Source organism: Micromonospora sp. CNZ322, from assembly GCF_007827755.1.
On sequence record NZ_VITD01000001.1, the window covers coordinates 91,229 to 106,842 of the forward strand.

A 15,614-nucleotide genomic window follows, 5' to 3' on the forward strand; every position below is an offset into this window, starting at 1 on the left:
GCCTCGAAGCATGGGTCACACCTCGAGCAGCTCGGTTTCCTTGTGCTTCACCAGGTCGTCGATGCTGGCCACGTACCGCTGGGTCAGGTCGTCGAGTTCCTTCTCGGCGCGGCGACCGTCGTCCTCGCCGGCCTCGCCGTCCTTGACGATCCGGTCCAGCTCTTCCTTGCCACGGCGGCGGACGTTGCGGATCGCCACCTTGGCCTCCTCGCCCTTGTGCCGAGCCACCTTGATCATGTCGCGGCGGCGTTCCTCGGTCATCTGCGGGAGCAGGATGCGCAGCTGGTTGCCCTCGTTGTTCGGGTTCACCCCGAGGTCCGAGTCGCGGATCGCCTTCTCCATCGCGTTGATCTGCGAGTTGTCGTACGGCTTGATGATGGCCATCCGCGGCTCGGGGACCGCGATGGACGCCATCTGCGTCAGCGGCGTGGGCGTGCCGTAGTAGTCAATGATGACCTTGGAGAACATGGCGGCGTTGGCGCGACCGGTACGGATGGCGCCGAACTCCTCCTTGGCGTGCTCAACCGCACGCTCCATCTTCTCCTCGGCCTCGAGGAGGGTGTCGTCGATCACCGGTCTCCTCGCCTCCTTCTGTACTCGTGGTGGGCTCTGCTGAAAGTCGTCAGACCGTCGCCGTCGGCGGGACTCAGGCGGTGATCAGGGTGCCGATCTTGTCGCCACCCACCGCGCGGATGATGGTGTCGTCACCCTGCGCGCCAAAGACCAGCATCGGCAGGCCGTTCTCCATGCAGAGGCTGAACGCTGCCGCGTCGGCCACCCGCAGGTTGCGGCGCAGCGCCTCGGAGAAGGTGATCGAGTCGAGCTTACTGGCGGTGGGGTCGATCCGCGGGTCGGCGGTGTAGACGCCGTCCACGCCGTTCTTGCTCATCAGCACCACGTCGGCCCGGATCTCCAGCGCCCGCTGGGCGGCCACCGTGTCAGTGGAGAAGTACGGCATTCCGGCACCTGCGCCGAAGATGACCACGCGGCCCTTCTCCAGGTGCCGGATGGCCCGCAGCGGGATGTACGGCTCGGCGACCTGGGCCATCGTGATGGCGCTCTGCACCCGGGTCTCGATGCCCTCCTTCTCCAGGAAGTCCTGGAGCGCGAGGCAGTTCATCACGGTGCCGAGCATGCCCATGTAGTCGGCGCGGGCCCGGTCCATTCCACGCTTCTGCAGCTCCGCGCCGCGGAAGAAGTTGCCTCCGCCGACCACCACGGAGACCTGCACGCCGCGGCGGACCACTGTGGCGATCTGCCGGGCGATGGCCTGGACGACGTCCGGGTCGACGCCGATCGCGCCGCCACCGAAGACCTCACCGGAGAGCTTCAGCACCACCCGGCGGGCACGCCCCGGCGGCGGTGCCGTCGGATCGTCCAGCTCCAGCGTCCGGTCACTCACAACCTGCGTCATCCGCCCCGCCCTTCCCCACGCGCACGCCCCGTGCGGCGCGTACCGCGAACCTGCCGCTGCCGACCCTATGTGACGAGGAGGCCGCGGTGCCTGTCACGTACACCGGCGGCCTCCTCGTTGATGTCTCCTGCCCACGGGCGCCAGCGGCGCCCGGTGGCGGCTCAGGCCTGGCCGACCTCGAACCGCACGAAGCGGGTGACCTCGATGCCGGCCTCGGCCAGCAGCTGCTTCACCGACTTCTTGTTGTCAGAGACGGACGACTGCTCGATCAGGACGAAGTCCTTGAAGAAGGAGTTGACCCGACCCTCGATGATCTTCGGCAGAGCCGCCTCGGGCTTGTTCTCCTCGCGGGCGGTCTGCTCGGCGATGCGCCGCTCGGACTCGACGACCTCAGCCGGAACCTCGTCCCGGGTGAGGTACTTCGGCCGCATCGCGGCGATCTGCATGGCCACACCACGGGCGTCGGCGTCGCCGGCCTCGTCGGTCTTTCCGGTGTACGACACCAGCACGCCAACGGCCGGCGGCAGGTCCTGGGCCTTGCGGTGCAGGTAGACGGCGGTGGTGCCCTCGACCCGGGCGAACCGGTTGAGCACCAGCTTCTCGCCGATCTTGGCGGACTGCTCCTGGATCAGGTCCGCGACGACCTTGCCGTCGAGCTCGGTGGCGAGCAGCTCCTCGGCGGAGTTCACGCCGGCGCGCTCACCGTGCTCGACCAGCTGCTGGCCCAGCGCGATGAACGACTCGGTCTTGGCGACGAAGTCGGTCTCGCAGTTGAGCTCGAGCAGTGCCTTGCCGGAGTGGGCGACCAGGCCGTTCGCGGCCGTACGGCCGGCCCGCTTGCCGACGTCCTTGGCGCCCTTGACGCGCAGGATCTCGACGGCCTTGTCGAAGTCGCCCTCGGCCTCGGTCAGCGCCTTCTTGCTGTCCATCATGCCGGCGCCGGTGAGGTCGCGGAGCTTCTTGACGTCCGCGGCGGTGATTTGGGACATGGCTCTCTCTTCGGTGTTGAGACGGCGTGTGGATGGTCAGAGGTGCCGGTTACCCGGATCCGGGCGGATCGTGCCCGGCGTACCGTCGCTGCCCGCCGTTCGCGAAAACGGACGGCGGGGCAGCGACGGTGCGATCACTCCGCGGTGGCGGCCGCCGGCTGCTCGGTGGCGGCCTGCGCCGGCTGCTCCGGGGTGGCGGGCTGCTCGGCGGCGGCAGCGGCGGGCTGCTCGGCCGGGGCGGCCGCAGCGGCCGGGGCAGCCGACTCGTCGGCCTTCTTCGGCTCGAGCAGCTCGCGCTCCCACTCGGTCAGCGGCTCGTCGCTCGCGACACCCTCGGGCTTCTCGTCGTTGCCCCGGCGACGGCCGGAACGCGCGATCAGACCATCCGCGACGGCGGCGGCGACGACCTTGGTCAGCAGCTCCGCCGAGCGGATCGCGTCGTCGTTACCCGGGATCGGGAAGTCGACCTCGTCCGGGTCACAGTTGGTGTCCAGCACCGCGATCACCGGGATGCCCAGCTTGCGGGCCTCGTCGACGGCGATGTGCTCCTTCTTGGTGTCGACGATCCAGACCGCGGCGGGAAGCTTCTGCATGTCCCGCAGGCCACCGAGGGTGCGGGTCAGCTTGATCTTCTCGCGGGAGAGCTGCAGGGTCTCCTTCTTGGTGTAACCGGCGGCGGTGCCGCTGAGGTCACCCAGACCCTCCAGCTCCTTCATCCGCTGGAGCCGCTTGTAAACGGTCTGGAAGTTGGTCAGCATGCCACCGAGCCAGCGGTGGTTGACGTACGGCTGGCCGACCCGGGTCGCCTGCTCGGCAATCGCCTCCTGGGCCTGCTTCTTGGTGCCGACGAACAGGATGCTGCCACCCTCGGCGACGGTCCCACGCACGAACTCGTACGCCTTCTCGATGTACTCGAGGGTCTGGCGCAGGTCGATGATGTAGATGCCGTTGCGCTCGGTCATGATGAAGCGCTTCATCTTCGGGTTCCAGCGCCGGGTCTGGTGCCCGAAGTGGACACCGCTCTCCAGCAGCTGGCGCATGGTCACGACGGCCATGGTTGGGGTACTCCTCAAGGTCCCTGGTTGTCACGCCCGGCCGGTGGCCGGGCGTCCTGGCGCCTGGTCGCCGACCCATGGTGGACCCGATCAAGATCGGGACCAGGGAGGCCGTCGCTCCACGACGATTCGTGAAGAGGGCGCGCGAGGTCGACCGCACGAGGCGGTCGCCAGTTGGCCAGTGTACGCCCCTCGCCCGTTCAGCCGCCCCGGGGTGCGCGTGGGGTGCTGCTCCGCCGCTCCCCCGCTCGCCCGCGCGAGTCGCTGGGAAGATCGCGCTGGTTCGTGGAAATAGTGGCCTCCGCGTCGCCGGAGGCCACTACTTCTGGTTGTTGTCCGAACCGTCAGCGCGCGCGACAGGGCTGGCGGCGGGTCAGGCCGGGTCAGCCGGCGGCGAGCGCGGCAGCCACGAAGAGCACCAGGCCGACGGTCAGATAGGCCGTCGGTGGGCGCAGCCAGCCCCGACCGTTGTCGGCGAGCGCCAGACCTCCGGTTCGTAGCCCGTACAGCCCGGTCGCGAAGATCGGCAGACCGGCGACCAGGGCGATACCCACCACCACGTTCCCGGCGTCCACCGGGTCGCCGGTCACGCCCGCCAGCAGCACCCGCAACGCGGGGACCTCGAAGACCAACACCAGCAGAGCGAAGAGTACGGCCAGCACCGGTCGACGGGTCCGATAGACGCCGTCGGCGGCCGGCGGATACACCGGCGGCTCACCTGCGGGCAGGTCGGCTCGCGGGCCGATCCCCGGCATCGGGCCGGTCGGCATCTCCAGCGGGTGCGGCGTGTCGCCGCCGCCACGGGTCGGCTCGATGATCGGGTACCCAGCGAGCGGAGCAGGACGGGCCTGGTCAGCGAGCACGGTCGCCGGCGCTGTCGACGTGCTGTCGCGGGACGTCTCCGGCGGGGCGCTGGTCACCGGAGATCCCGCCGTGGTCGTCTCGCGGGCGGCCCGCCGTCCGGGCAGCTCACCGGAGGTCTCCGAGGGGTCCCGGTCCGCCCGCCGCGATCGGGTGGCCCGGTAACCGTCCGCCTCCGACCGCCCGGCACCCAACGGGTCCACCGCACCGAAACGCCCCGAATCAGCCTCGCTCCCTCCGAACCGACCGGTCTGAGCGTCCAGGGCACCGAAGCGACCCGAATCCGACTCCGGCGCACCGAAGCGACCCGCGTCCACAACGCTCAGGCGACCCGAATCCGACTCCGGCGCACCGAAGCGGCTCGCGTCGACGGCGCCGAAGCGTCCCGAGTCCGGCTCGCGGCGGCGGCCGGCTCCCGTGTCCTCGACGGAGCGGCCGTCTTCCGCGCCACGCGGCTCGGGAATCTCACCGTCCCGGTACCGCGGTTCGCCCGCGCCGCGCCACTCCGACTCGCCGTAACCGCGACCCCGCTCGTCGGGGTACCAGCGCGACTCCTGATCTTCCGGAAAACTCCGTCGTCCGTCCACGTCAGGCACCGTATGCGACCGGCCACGCCCGCGCCATTTCAACCCGGCCGACCACGCCGCCGATCGTCCGGGCAGCGCGGACACGAGTCGTGCCCTAGCACAGCGCGGGCATGATCATCTGACTGTCCACAGCACCCCCGTTGTCCACAGTTGGGCTGCTGCCGGGTCGCGGCGATCACCCTCCGGCGGGCACCGTGCCGGCCATGACGAAGCGGAACCAGGCGGTTGGCGCGTACGGCGAGCGGTGCGCCGCCCGGCACCTGACCGAGGCGGGGCTACGCCCGATCGCCCGAAACTGGCGCTGCCCGGCCGGCGAGATCGACATCATCGCGTGGGACGGGCCCGTGCTCGCCTTCTGCGAGGTGAAGACCCGCCGGGGTGAGGGCTTCGGCACCCCGGCCGAGGCGGTCGTACCGGCCAAGGCCCGCCGGCTGCGAGGGCTCGCCGCGCGGTGGCTGACCGAGACCGGTACGACCGCTGAGGAGGTGCGCTTCGACGTGCTGTCGGTGCGGCTGCCCGACTCCGGTCCGGCGCAGGTCGACCACCTCAAGGGCGCGTTCTGACATGCGTACCCGGAGGATCGGTGACGCGCCGTGAGCTACGCGAAGGTGCTCTGCGTGGGGCTGGTCGGAGTGACCGGCCACCTCGTCGAGGTGGAGGCCGACCTGGCCGCCGGTCTGCCGGCGGTGGTGATCTCCGGTCTGCCGGACACCGCCCTGCACGAGGCCCGCGACCGGGTCCGCGCCGCCGTGGTCAACTCCGGCCAGCGCTGGCCCAACCGGCGGATCACCCTCAACCTGCTGCCCGCCACGCTGCCGAAGTTCGGGTCGGCCTTCGATCTGGCCATCGCCGCAGCCCTGCTGGGTGGCTCGGGTGAGCTGCCGCTGCTCCCTCTGGAGGGGGTGGTGGTCCTCGGCGAGCTGGGGCTCGACGGGACGGTCCGGCCGGTGCGCGGCGTGCTCCCGATGGTCGCCGCAGCAGCCCAGGCCGGCGTCACGCGGGTGATCGTTCCGGTCGGCAACGCCGCCGAGGCCGCCGTCATCCCCGGGGTACGGGTGCGAGCGGTGGACACCCTGCACCGACTCGTCGCCTTCGTTCGGGACGGGACCCCGCTGATCGAACCACCGGCGGACATCCCGGAGCCGCTGGCCGGTGGGCCGGATCTCGCCGACGTCGCCGGGCAGCAAATGGGTCGACGCGCCCTGGAGGTCGCCGCGGCCGGCGGGCATCACGTGGCACTGCTCGGCCCTCCGGGCGCCGGCAAGACGATGCTCGCCGAACGACTGCCGTCGATCCTGCCCGAGCTGGACGACGACGCGGCGCTGGAGGTCACCGCGCTGCACTCGGTCGCCGGGCTGCTGCCGCCGGGTGGCCGGCTGCTGCGTCGCCCGCCGTTCCAGGCGCCGCACCACACCGCGACCGTGCCGTCGCTGGTCGGGGGTGGCTCGGGGCTGGCCCGACCCGGTGCGGTGTCGCTGGCGCATCGCGGGGTGCTCTTCCTGGATGAGGCTCCCGAATTCAGCAAGGGTGCACTGGAGGCGCTGCGCCAGCCGCTGGAGCACGGCCGCATCCAGCTGAGCCGCAGCGGAGGCGGCACCGTGTACCCGGCCCGCACCCAGTTGGTGCTGGCGGCCAACCCGTGTCCGTGCGCGAAGCCGGCGGGCGATGCGCACTGCGAGTGTTCGCCGCTGGTTCGCCGCCGCTACCTGGGAAGGCTCTCCGGGCCGCTGCTGGACCGGATCGACGTCCAGGTGGGGCTGATGCCGGTGCGGGCGGCCGAGTTGATGGCGACCGACGGCGATGTCGAGCCCTCGGCGACGGTCGCCGCCCGGGTGGCGGCGGCCCGTCAGGCGGCCGCCGCCCGCTGGGCCGACCTCGGCCGACGGCTCAACGCCGAGGTGGAAGGGCCGCACTTGCGCCGACCGCCGTGGCGGCTGCCGGCCCGGGTCACCGTGGAGCTGCGTGGCCGGCTCGACTCCGGCTCGCTGTCGGCGCGCGGCTTCGACCGGGTGATCCGGATGGCCTGGACCATCGCCGATCTGGACGGTCGCGACCGACCTGACCGGGACGACGTCCGGGAAGCGCTTCAACTACGGACGGGGGAGGCGACGTGAGCGCCGAGGAGGAACGCAGGCTGGCCCGGGTCGCCCTGACCTGGCTGGCCGAGCCGGGTACGCGCGCGGTGCATCACCTGGTCGAACGGCACGGCCCGGTGGAGACCCTGGATCTGCTGCTCGACGGCGGCAGCCCGGCCGGCTGGCTGCACACCACTGTCGCCGCACGCTCGGCGGCCGGCGACGCACGGGCGGTGGCCGCGGAGGCCCTGGAGCGGGCGGACCGACTGGGTGCCCGGCTGGTCACGCCGGACGACGAGGAGTGGCCGGCCCAGGTCGCCAGCCTGGCCGCATTGCGGCTGCCGGACGTCAGCCGCCGGGTGGATGGTGAGACCGCCCCGCCGCTCTGCTTCTGGGTACGCGGAAGCTGGCCGCTCGGTGAGGCTCTGGATCGCTCGGTGGCCGTGGTGGGGGCGCGGGCGGCCACCGGTTACGGGCAGCACGTCGCGACCGAGCTGGGGTACGGCCTGGCCGAGCGGGACTGGACGGTCGTGTCCGGTGGCGCGTTCGGCATCGACGCCGCCGCCCACCGGGGCGCACTCACCGCTGGCGGTCTGACCGTCGCGGTGCTCGCCTGCGGGCTGGACCGTCCGTACCCGATGGGCAACGCCGCGCTCTTCGACCGGATCGCCGAGACGGGGCTGCTGGTCAGCGAGTGGCCACCCGGCGCCGAGCCGCTGCGGCCCCGCTTCCTGATCCGCAACCGGGTGATCGCCGCAGGCACCCGGGGCACCGTCGTGGTGGAGGCGTCGGCGCGCAGTGGCGCGACGCAAACCGCGCGGCGAGCCATCCACGCCAATCGGGTGGCCATGGTGGTGCCGGGGCCGGTGACCTCGGCGATGTCCGTCGGCGCGCACGAGTTCCTGCGCGAGTTCCCCGACAAGGCCCGGCTGGTCACCGGGGTGGCGCACGTGCTGGAGGAGGTGGGTCGGATCGGCGCGGACCTGGCCCCGTTGGCGCGTGGACCGCAGCGGGCCACCGACGCGCTGGACGACGAGGCGAGGTCGCTGCTGGAGGCGCTGCCCCGCCGAGGCGCGATGGGCGTGGACCGGCTCTCCGCCCGCGCCGGCGTCGACCTACGGACCGCGTTGCGCAAGCTGTCGCTGCTGGAGGAGCTGTCCATGGTGGTCCGTCGCGACGACGGCTATGCCTTGGCCCCACCCGCCAAACCCAAGCGTGCTGCGGCAGAGACGCCCGCATCGACATGAGGTGTGCTCACTTGGCCCGACAGACGTCCCGGCATTCCAAACACCGCCTCAAGACCAGCGAACACAGTGGATATGACAACCACCACAAAAGCTTGCCAAGCCTCTGCACAGCCACCAGGGTGCTCTTGGCGGGTCCCCTCTAATCCCGCTCGACGAGGTCACCTCCAAGAGGAGGAGTCCGTCGAGTGGAGGATGAGATGGGAAGTCAGTTCCCCGTTCGCCTACTGTGCCTCACTATTGTCGCCCTTGGGTCGAGCCAGGTCGCGACGATCGCCAGTTGGATCACATGGTCGATGGACCCGAGCGTCGGCAAGGCCCTGATCGCCGGGGCTGCGGCGTTCGCCGGCTCGGCTCCCCTCATCTTCGGGGCTCTCAACTACCTCATGCGGCACGACGCCTGATACCCCGGTGTCCGGGCGATCCCTGGCGGGGGCTGGGATCGCCCGGACATTGAGGGCCGTCACGGCAGCCAAGCGTGTGACGGCCGCGAAGACGTCCAGGCCGGCCTGAGGTGCGCTCGCGCGGGGCAACGGCCTGCCACTACGACCGGTACGGTGCCCGGTCATGGGTGCAATCAAGCCGTGGCACATCAGCGTGCTCTGCTGTCTCGTCGTGACCGCCGTGCTCGTTGTCGGCCTGGTCGTGTTCCTGAGCAAGAGGAACAACCGCCGGTAGCCGGGGGGTGGACACCGGCACCGTCGTGTCCGATGACGTAGGCGGACCGGCCGTAGGCTGGTGCCGTGTCAGCCGTCAGCGAGGGTGCCGGGGCCGAGGAACCGGCCGGCACGTCGGCGCGGGCCATGATGAGCCGACCGGACCGGGGCACCCGGGCCATGCACCAGGCACTCCCGCCAGCGTTGCGCGACCCGGTCGACGACTTCGCCGAGCACCTGTCCCGGGTCCGTAACCGGTCGGCGCACACCGTCCGCGCGTACGTCACCGATCTGGTCTCGCTGCTCGACCACGCCGTCCGGATGGGCTGCGTCGACCTCGCCGAGCTGGACCTGTCGGTGCTGCGCAGTTGGCTGGCGCGGCAGCGCACCACGGGTGCCGCCCGCACGTCGTTGGCCCGACGGGCCGCATCGGCGCGGGCATTCAGTGCCTGGGCACACCGGGCCGGGCTGCTCCCCGCCGACGTGGGCGCCGCGCTGGCCAGCCCCCGCGCGCACCGGGAACTACCCAGCGTGCTGCGCGCCGACCAGGCCGCCGCCCTGGTCGAGGCACCGGCCCGGCAGGCACCGCCCCCGAACCCGCCGGCGGAGTCGGGCCCGAGCGAAGCGGCCGAGGCGGTACGGCTGCGAGACCGGGTGCTGCTGGAGCTGCTCTACGCCACCGGCGTACGGGTCAGCGAGGCGTGCGGGTTGGACGTCGGGGATGTCGACCACGGCCGGCGGGTGATCCGGGTGTTCGGCAAGGGCGGGCGGGAGCGCTCGGTGCCGTACGGGGTGCCCGCCCAGCGGGCGTTGGACGAGTGGCTGCGCCGGGGCCGCCCGGCGATGGTGGGCGCCCGCTCCGGCGACGCGCTGCTGCTGGGTGCCCGGGGTGGTCGGCTCAACCCGACGACCGCACGTCAGATCGTCGGTGCGTACGCCGAGACCGCCGGGCTGCCCCGGACCAGCCCGCACGATCTGCGCCACTCCGCGGCCACCCACCTCCTGGAGGGTGGCGCGGACCTGCGCGCCGTGCAGGAGCTGCTCGGCCACTCGTCCCTGGCGAGTACGCAGATCTACACCCACGTCTCGGTCGAGCGGCTGCGCGCCGCCTACCGGCAGGCGCACCCCCGCGCCTGATCAAGGGCCGCAGGGCGCGCACGCGTGGCGGTTACGATCATCAAGTGAGCGTCCCGAATCCCCCTGAGCCGATCCCGGGCGCCCGCCTGCTCTTCTCCCTGGACCCGGCGGTCAGCCACCTCAACCATGGCTCGTTCGGCGCGGTGCCGATCGGCGTGCAGCGCGCCCAGCAGCGGCTGCGCGACGAGATGGAGGCGAACCCGCTGCGCTTCTTCACCCAGGGGCTGGTCGACCGGATCGCGCACACCCGTCGGCACCTCGCCGGGTTCCTGGGCGCCGACCCGGACGGCAGCGCCCTGGTGGGCAACACCACCACCGGCGTCGCCGTGGTGCTCCAGTCGGTGGGTCTCAAGGCCGGCGACGAGGTGCTGAGCACCGACCACGGGTACGGGGCGGTGAGCCTGGCCATCCAGCGCGAATGCCGCCGCACCGGCGCGGTCAGCCGGGTCCTGCCGATCCCCCTGGCCGCCACCGACGAGCAGATCGTGCAGAGCATCCGCGCCGGACTGCGCCCCGGACGGACCCGGCTGCTCGTCGTCGACCAGCTCACCTCGGCCACCGCCAAGCTCTTCCCGACCGCCGCCATCGTCGCGGTGGCCCGCGAACACGACGTGCCGGTCCTGGTGGACGCCGCGCACGCCCCGGGCATGCTGCCCACCCCTGTTGCCAGCATCGGCGCGGACTTCTGGGTGGGCAACCTGCACAAGTGGGCGTACGCCCCGCGCGGGACCGCCCTGCTGGCGGTGGCACCGCAGTGGCGGGACCGGATCGAGCCACTGGTGGTGTCCTGGGAGCAGGAGTCGGGTTTCCCGGCCCGGCTCGAGTGGCAGGCGACGCTCGACTACACGCCCTGGCTGGCCGCCCCGGCGGGCCTGTTCACGATGCGCAGTCTCGGCGTCGACCGGGTGCGGGCGCACAACGCCGCGCTCGCCGCGTACGGCCAGCGGGTGGTGGGGGACGCCCTGGGGGTGGCCCCCGCCGATCTGCCCGACCCCGGCGGACCGGCGGTGGCGCTGCGCCTCATCCCGCTGCCGGCCGGCACGGGCACCACGATCGACGCGGCGCGGGCGTTGCAGGCGCGGATCGGTGAGCGGCTCGCCGCCGAGGTGGCGGTGATGAGCTGGAACGGCCGAGGGTGGTTGCGGCTCACCGGCCAGGTCTACAACGCCGCCGACGAGTACGAGCGGCTGGCCGCACGGCTGCCGGCACTGCTCGCCCAGCGCTGAGCGGCCGGCCGGGAGCGGACACCGGGACCGGACCGACCGGGAGCAGGCGTACCGGGCCGAGGCCGAGAAGGGCGAGCGGGTCGAGATACTCCTCGCCCCGGCGCAGGCCCCAGTGCAGGCACGCCTCGGCCGGGCACCCCGGATGCCCGGGCAGCAGCTCGCCCAGCGGCGCGCCGGCGGTGACCGGCTGACCGGGACGTACGGCGGGTTGGACCGGCTCGTGGGTGGTCCGCAGCCCGCCGGCGTGCCCCACGGTGACCACCGGTCGACCCGCCACCAGACCGGCGAAGAGGACGGTGCCCGGCCCGGCGCTGCGGACCACCGCTCCGGCGGGGGCGGCCAGGTCGACGCCGCGATGGCCGGGCAGCCACGGTCGCGGCGGCGGGTCGAACCGGCGCACCGGACGGGGTGGCCCGTCGACCGGCCAGCGGAACCGCCCGGCGGACGCTGCGGCGACGACCGGCTCCGCCAGGGCCGCGACCGGCACGGTCGGGGTCGGTGATTGACCGGGCACCGCCGCGACCAGCACCGCCAGCCCGCAGAGCTGCACGGTCAGTGCGAGCGGGAGCGCGGTGCAGAGCAGCAGCGTGCGGCGGATCGAACGGGCGGGTGGCGGTCGCATGACGGCAGCTTCCGGCCGACGCCGGTTCGTCCGCCGGCCCGGCCGCCGGGGCTGTGGACAACCGGAGGTGCTGTGGACGACCACCCAACGCCCTCGATGATCTGCTATGCCCGGGACGGCGGGACGCTGTCCACGACCCGCCGCGCGGACACCGCCGTACCCTCGGTGCCGTTTTCGGCCCGACACGGAGGGCCTAGGCTGGGCCGCGTACGGCGGGTGCCGCCGTCTGTACCGGGGAGGCCGCATGACCACTCTCGATGACCGGACGTCGTACCCCGTCGGGCCGACGGTGGCCGACGTGAGCGGCCCGTCCCGGCTCGCGGAGCCGGACGAGACGATCAGCGCCGAGGAGTTGCAGCTCGCGGCCCGCAACCACGGCATCCCGTTGGAGGCGCTGCGCTACGACGTCACCCCGGCCGGGTTGCACTACCTGCTGATCCACTACGACATCCCGGAGCTCGACCCGGCGACGCACACGTTGACCATCGGCGGTGCGGTGGACCGTCAGTTGGCGGTCACCCTCGCCGACCTGCGCGAACGCCCCCGCGTCACCCGGCAGGTGACACTGGAGTGCGCCGGCAACGGGCGGGCCCTGCTGCACCCCCGGCCGGTCAGCCAGCCCTGGCTGGTCGAGGCGGTCGGCAACGCGGAGTGGACCGGCACCCCCCTCGCGCCGCTGCTGCGGGAGGCGGGCGTCGACCCGGACGCGGTGGACGTGGTCTTCACCGGCGCCGATCACGGCGTGGAGCGCGGGATCGAGCAGGACTACCAGCGGGCGCTTCCGGTCGCCGACGCGCTGCGCGAGGAGGTGCTGCTGGCGTACGAGATGAACGGCGCTCCCCTGCTGCCGCAGCACGGTGCGCCGCTGCGGCTGATCGTGCCGGGCTGGTACGGCATGGCGCACGTGAAGTGGGTCCACTCCATCGAGCTGCGGACCGAGCCGTTCGAGGGGTACCAGAACGCGGTGGCCTACCGGGTACGCCGCGACGCGGACGACCCGGGCGTGCCGGTCACCCGGATCGAGCCGCGGGCGCTGGTCCGCCCGCCCGGCTTCCCCGACTTCATGTCGCGCCGTCGGGTGCTGCGACCCGGCTCGTGCACGCTGGATGGTCGGGCCTGGTCGGGGCACGCCCCGGTGGTCGCCGTGGAGGTGACCACCGACGGAGGGCAGAGCTGGTCGCCGGCCGAGTTGGACCCGGCGGACGCGGGGGACTTCGCCTGGCGGCGCTGGCGGCACGAGTGGGTCGCCACCCCCGGCCGGTACGTGCTCGGCGCGCGGGCTACCGACGCGTCCGGGCGGACCCAGCCGGTCGAGCAACAGTGGAACCGTGGCGGCTTCGCCAACAACATGGTGCAGCGGGTCGAGGTCGTGGTGCCGGCCGAATGATCGGCGGTGGGTGTCACGCCACGGGTGGGGGCCCGTGGCACGGCCCCGGCGGCTCGGGTGCGCTCAGCCGCCGAAGCCGGAGTCGGCGGGCAGTGAGATGTCGGGCTTCTCCAGCTCCTCGACGTTGACGTCCTTGAAAGTCATCACCCGGACGTTCTTCACGAAGCGGGCAGGACGGTACATGTCCCACACCCAGGCGTCGTGCATCTCGACCTCGAAGTAGACCTCGCCGTCGGAGTTACGCACGTGCAGGTCGACCTGGTTGGCCAGGTAGAACCGGCGCTCCGTCTCCACCACGTAGGAGAATTGGCGGACAATGTCGCGGTACTCCCGGTAGAGCTGCAGCTCCATCTCGGTCTCGTACTTCTCGAGATCTTCCGCGCTCATCGCACTCCGCCTTCCATGGCCACATCTTCCCCCACCGGCGTCGGAGGCCGAGGCTGCTCGCCCAACGCCACGCCGACGGTACCCCCTGACGCCCACGAGCGCTCCATCGGCTCATCCGGGCCGTGGCCGCCGGGCCGTCGGGCGCGCGGCGGCCGGCCGTCGCGGCCGGAGACCGCGGCGACATTGACGTACGAGAACCGGTGCTCCCGGCACGGCCCGTGCTCCCGCAGCGCCGCCGAGTGCTCCGGGGTGATGTACCCCTTGTGCTCGGCGAAGCCGTACGCCGGGAACACCCCGTCCAACTCCACCATGAGCCGGTCCCGGGTGACCTTGGCCAGCACACTGGCCGCCGCCACGCACGCGGCCACCCGGTCGCCCTTCCACACCGCCAGCCCGGGCACACCCAGGCCGTCCACGCCGAACCCGTCGGTCAGCACGTACTCCGGGCGGGTGGTGAGCGAGGCGAGCGCCCGGCGCATCGCGGCCAGGTTGCACACGTGCAGACCCCGGGCGTCGACCTCCTCGGCCGGGATGACCACCACCGCGTACGCGAGCGCGCGGTCCACGACCTCCGCGTACACCCGTTCCCGGCTGGCCGGGGTGAGCAGCTTCGAGTCGGCCAGCCCATCGATCTCGCCGCGCCGCCCCTCGGGCAGCACCGCCGCGGCGGCGACCAGCGGACCGGCGCACGCCCCCCGGCCCGCCTCGTCGGCACCAGCGACGTGCCGGAAGCCACGCCGCTGCAATGCCCGCTCCAGGGCGTACAGGCCGGCCTCGCGGCGCACCACTGTGCGCGGCGGGGTCAGCACGACGCCTCGCCCCGGCCGGCGGTGGTCGACTGCCCCAGCCGGGTCAGCAGGGCGGGCAGTTCCGGCGGGTAGAACCGGTCACCGCTGGCCGCCAACTCGTCCGGAACCCACCAGCGGTGGTCGGCGATGCTGCGTCGCTCGATGTCGTTGAAGCCCGTGGTGTCCACCCGCCAGGAGTCCACCTGGAGGAGGAAGAAATCCTGCTCCTGGCGGTACCAGATGCCGTCAAAGGAGAACTCGGTCGCGTCGGACCAGACCGGCTCGCCCAACTGGGCCGGGTCGAGCCGCAGGCCGGTCTCCTCGGCCAACTCCCGGGCCGCGCCCACTGCCGGCGCCTCCCCCGGATCGAGCCCACCGCCGGGAGTGAACCAGTATCGGTGCCCGGGTCGGGCCGGGTCGAAGCCCTCGAACAGCAGGACCCGGCCGGCCGCGTCGACGAGCAGCACGCGGGCCGCGCGTCGAGGGGTGTAGACGGTCACCGCACCAGCCTGCCAGACCGAGGACGGATCGCCCACGCCCCGTACGGCTTACGGCTTGGGAATGCCGTCGAACCCGTCGGGCACCGTCAGCCAGGTGGCCCGGCTGACCGGCCAGAAGACGGTGAACGCCCGCCCGACCACGTCGTCCTCGGGGATCGTGGCCTCGGTGATGTTCTGCTGGGACTGCTGCCAGTGCTCCAGCGAGTCGCCGGAGGCCGACCGGTGATCGCCCATCACCCACAGCCGGCCCTCCGGCACGGTGATGTCGAACTCCTGGTCGGCGGGCTTGTCGCGAATCCCGTCCATGGAGAAGATGTACGGCTCGTCCAGCGACTTGCCGTTGATCATCAGGCGTTCCTCGGGGTCGCAGCAGACCACGTGGTCCCCGGGGATGCCGATCACCCGCTTGATGAAGTCCTCACCGTCGGGGTTGCCGCTCCACGCGGTCGGAGCCTTGAACACGATCACCTCGCCGCGGTGCGGTGACCGGAAGTCGTAGACCAACTTGTTGACCAGCACACGGTCATCGATCTTGAGAGTGTTTTCCATGGACGGGGAGGGGATGAAGAAGGTCTGCAGCACGAAGGCGCGGACCAGCACCGCGACCAGGATCGCCACACCCAGCAGGATCGGCAGTTCCTTCCAGAAGGAGCTGCGCGGCTTGTCGGTCTGCTCGTCAATCACGC

The 15,614-nt window shown here is 72.2% G+C and carries 16 protein-coding genes and 1 pseudogene; 7 read left to right on the forward strand and 10 right to left on the reverse strand.

Going from position 1 to position 15,614, the window contains the following annotated elements; genetic code table 11:
* Window positions 1–15: 15 nt before the first annotated feature.
* From frr to FB453_RS00430, 5 genes and pseudogenes are all read right to left on the reverse strand, one after another.
* Window positions 16–573, reverse strand: a complete 558-nt coding sequence (frr, locus tag FB453_RS00410; RefSeq protein ID WP_088946658.1) for a ribosome recycling factor — start codon at window positions 571–573, stop codon at window positions 16–18.
* Between the two features lie 73 nt (window positions 574–646).
* Window positions 647–1,414, reverse strand: a complete 768-nt coding sequence (gene pyrH / locus FB453_RS00415) for a UMP kinase (RefSeq protein ID WP_030487501.1) — start codon at window positions 1,412–1,414, stop codon at window positions 647–649.
* Window positions 1,415–1,575: 161 nt separating this feature from the next.
* On the reverse strand, window positions 1,576–2,403 hold the full coding sequence (tsf, locus tag FB453_RS00420) for a translation elongation factor Ts (RefSeq protein ID WP_112588474.1): 828 nt from the start codon (window positions 2,401–2,403) through the stop codon (window positions 1,576–1,578).
* Window positions 2,404–2,537: 134 nt separating this feature from the next.
* Window positions 2,538–3,458: a 30S ribosomal protein S2 gene (gene rpsB / locus FB453_RS00425; protein WP_091400299.1), complete on the reverse strand. Its 921-nt coding sequence runs from the start codon at window positions 3,456–3,458 to the stop codon at window positions 2,538–2,540.
* A gap of 383 nt (window positions 3,459–3,841) precedes the next feature.
* Window positions 3,842–4,943 (reverse strand): annotated as a pseudogene (locus FB453_RS00430) (hypothetical protein).
* Window positions 4,944–5,109: 166 nt separating this feature from the next.
* Here FB453_RS00430 and FB453_RS00435 point away from each other — a divergent pair.
* The 6 genes from FB453_RS00435 to FB453_RS00455 all read left to right on the forward strand — a co-directional run bounded on the left by FB453_RS00435 (window position 5,110) and on the right by FB453_RS00455 (window position 11,244).
* The gene (locus FB453_RS00435) at window positions 5,110–5,469 is read left to right on the forward strand and encodes a YraN family protein (protein ID WP_112588468.1); all 360 of its coding nucleotides are present in this window, start codon (window positions 5,110–5,112) and stop codon (window positions 5,467–5,469) included.
* A gap of 30 nt (window positions 5,470–5,499) precedes the next feature.
* A complete protein-coding gene (locus FB453_RS00440; RefSeq protein ID WP_145786737.1) occupies window positions 5,500–7,020 on the forward strand; it encodes a YifB family Mg chelatase-like AAA ATPase in 1,521 nt (506 codons plus the stop codon).
* The gene (gene dprA, locus FB453_RS00445) at window positions 7,017–8,228 is read left to right on the forward strand and encodes a DNA-processing protein DprA (RefSeq protein ID WP_145786739.1); all 1,212 of its coding nucleotides are present in this window, start codon (window positions 7,017–7,019) and stop codon (window positions 8,226–8,228) included. Before FB453_RS00440 ends, dprA begins: the two co-directional genes overlap by 4 nt.
* A 185-nt stretch (window positions 8,229–8,413) precedes the next feature.
* The gene (locus FB453_RS34575; RefSeq protein WP_112605957.1) at window positions 8,414–8,629 is read left to right on the forward strand and encodes a hypothetical protein; all 216 of its coding nucleotides are present in this window, start codon (window positions 8,414–8,416) and stop codon (window positions 8,627–8,629) included.
* 402 nt (window positions 8,630–9,031) lie between these two features.
* Entirely contained in the window at window positions 9,032–10,018 is a 987-nt protein-coding gene (locus FB453_RS00450) for a tyrosine recombinase XerC (protein WP_145787797.1), read from the forward strand.
* Between the two features lie 44 nt (window positions 10,019–10,062).
* Window positions 10,063–11,244, forward strand: coding sequence for an aminotransferase class V-fold PLP-dependent enzyme (locus FB453_RS00455; RefSeq protein ID WP_145786740.1), 1,182 nt, complete (start codon window positions 10,063–10,065; stop codon window positions 11,242–11,244).
* Here the strand turns inward: FB453_RS00455 and FB453_RS00460 are convergent.
* A complete protein-coding gene (locus FB453_RS00460; RefSeq protein WP_145786742.1) occupies window positions 11,165–11,866 on the reverse strand; it encodes a M23 family metallopeptidase in 702 nt (233 codons plus the stop codon). The genes FB453_RS00455 and FB453_RS00460 overlap by 80 nt on opposite strands.
* Window positions 11,867–12,110: 244 nt before the next feature.
* Between FB453_RS00460 and FB453_RS00465 the strand changes: the two genes are divergently transcribed.
* Complete coding sequence (locus FB453_RS00465) at window positions 12,111–13,253, forward strand: sulfite oxidase (protein WP_145786744.1); 1,143 nt, start codon at window positions 12,111–12,113, stop codon at window positions 13,251–13,253.
* Between the two features lie 63 nt (window positions 13,254–13,316).
* Here the strand turns inward: FB453_RS00465 and FB453_RS00470 are convergent, their stop codons facing one another.
* Genes FB453_RS00470 through lepB form a run of 4 tightly spaced genes read right to left on the reverse strand, consistent with a single transcriptional unit; the run spans window position 13,317 to window position 15,612 of the window.
* Window positions 13,317–13,640: a DUF2469 domain-containing protein gene (locus tag FB453_RS00470; protein ID WP_007075222.1), complete on the reverse strand. Its 324-nt coding sequence runs from the start codon at window positions 13,638–13,640 to the stop codon at window positions 13,317–13,319.
* Window positions 13,637–14,449 (reverse strand): ribonuclease HII, encoded by an 813-nt coding sequence (locus FB453_RS00475; RefSeq protein ID WP_091400284.1) that lies wholly within the window; start codon window positions 14,447–14,449, stop codon window positions 13,637–13,639. The genes FB453_RS00470 and FB453_RS00475 overlap by 4 nt, the downstream gene beginning before the upstream one ends.
* A complete protein-coding gene (locus FB453_RS00480) occupies window positions 14,443–14,928 on the reverse strand; it encodes an NUDIX domain-containing protein (protein ID WP_145786746.1) in 486 nt (161 codons plus the stop codon). The genes FB453_RS00475 and FB453_RS00480 overlap by 7 nt, the downstream gene beginning before the upstream one ends.
* Before the next feature lie 48 nt (window positions 14,929–14,976).
* Window positions 14,977–15,612: a signal peptidase I gene (gene lepB, locus FB453_RS00485; RefSeq protein WP_112588428.1), complete on the reverse strand. Its 636-nt coding sequence runs from the start codon at window positions 15,610–15,612 to the stop codon at window positions 14,977–14,979.
* Window positions 15,613–15,614 lie beyond the last annotated feature (2 nt).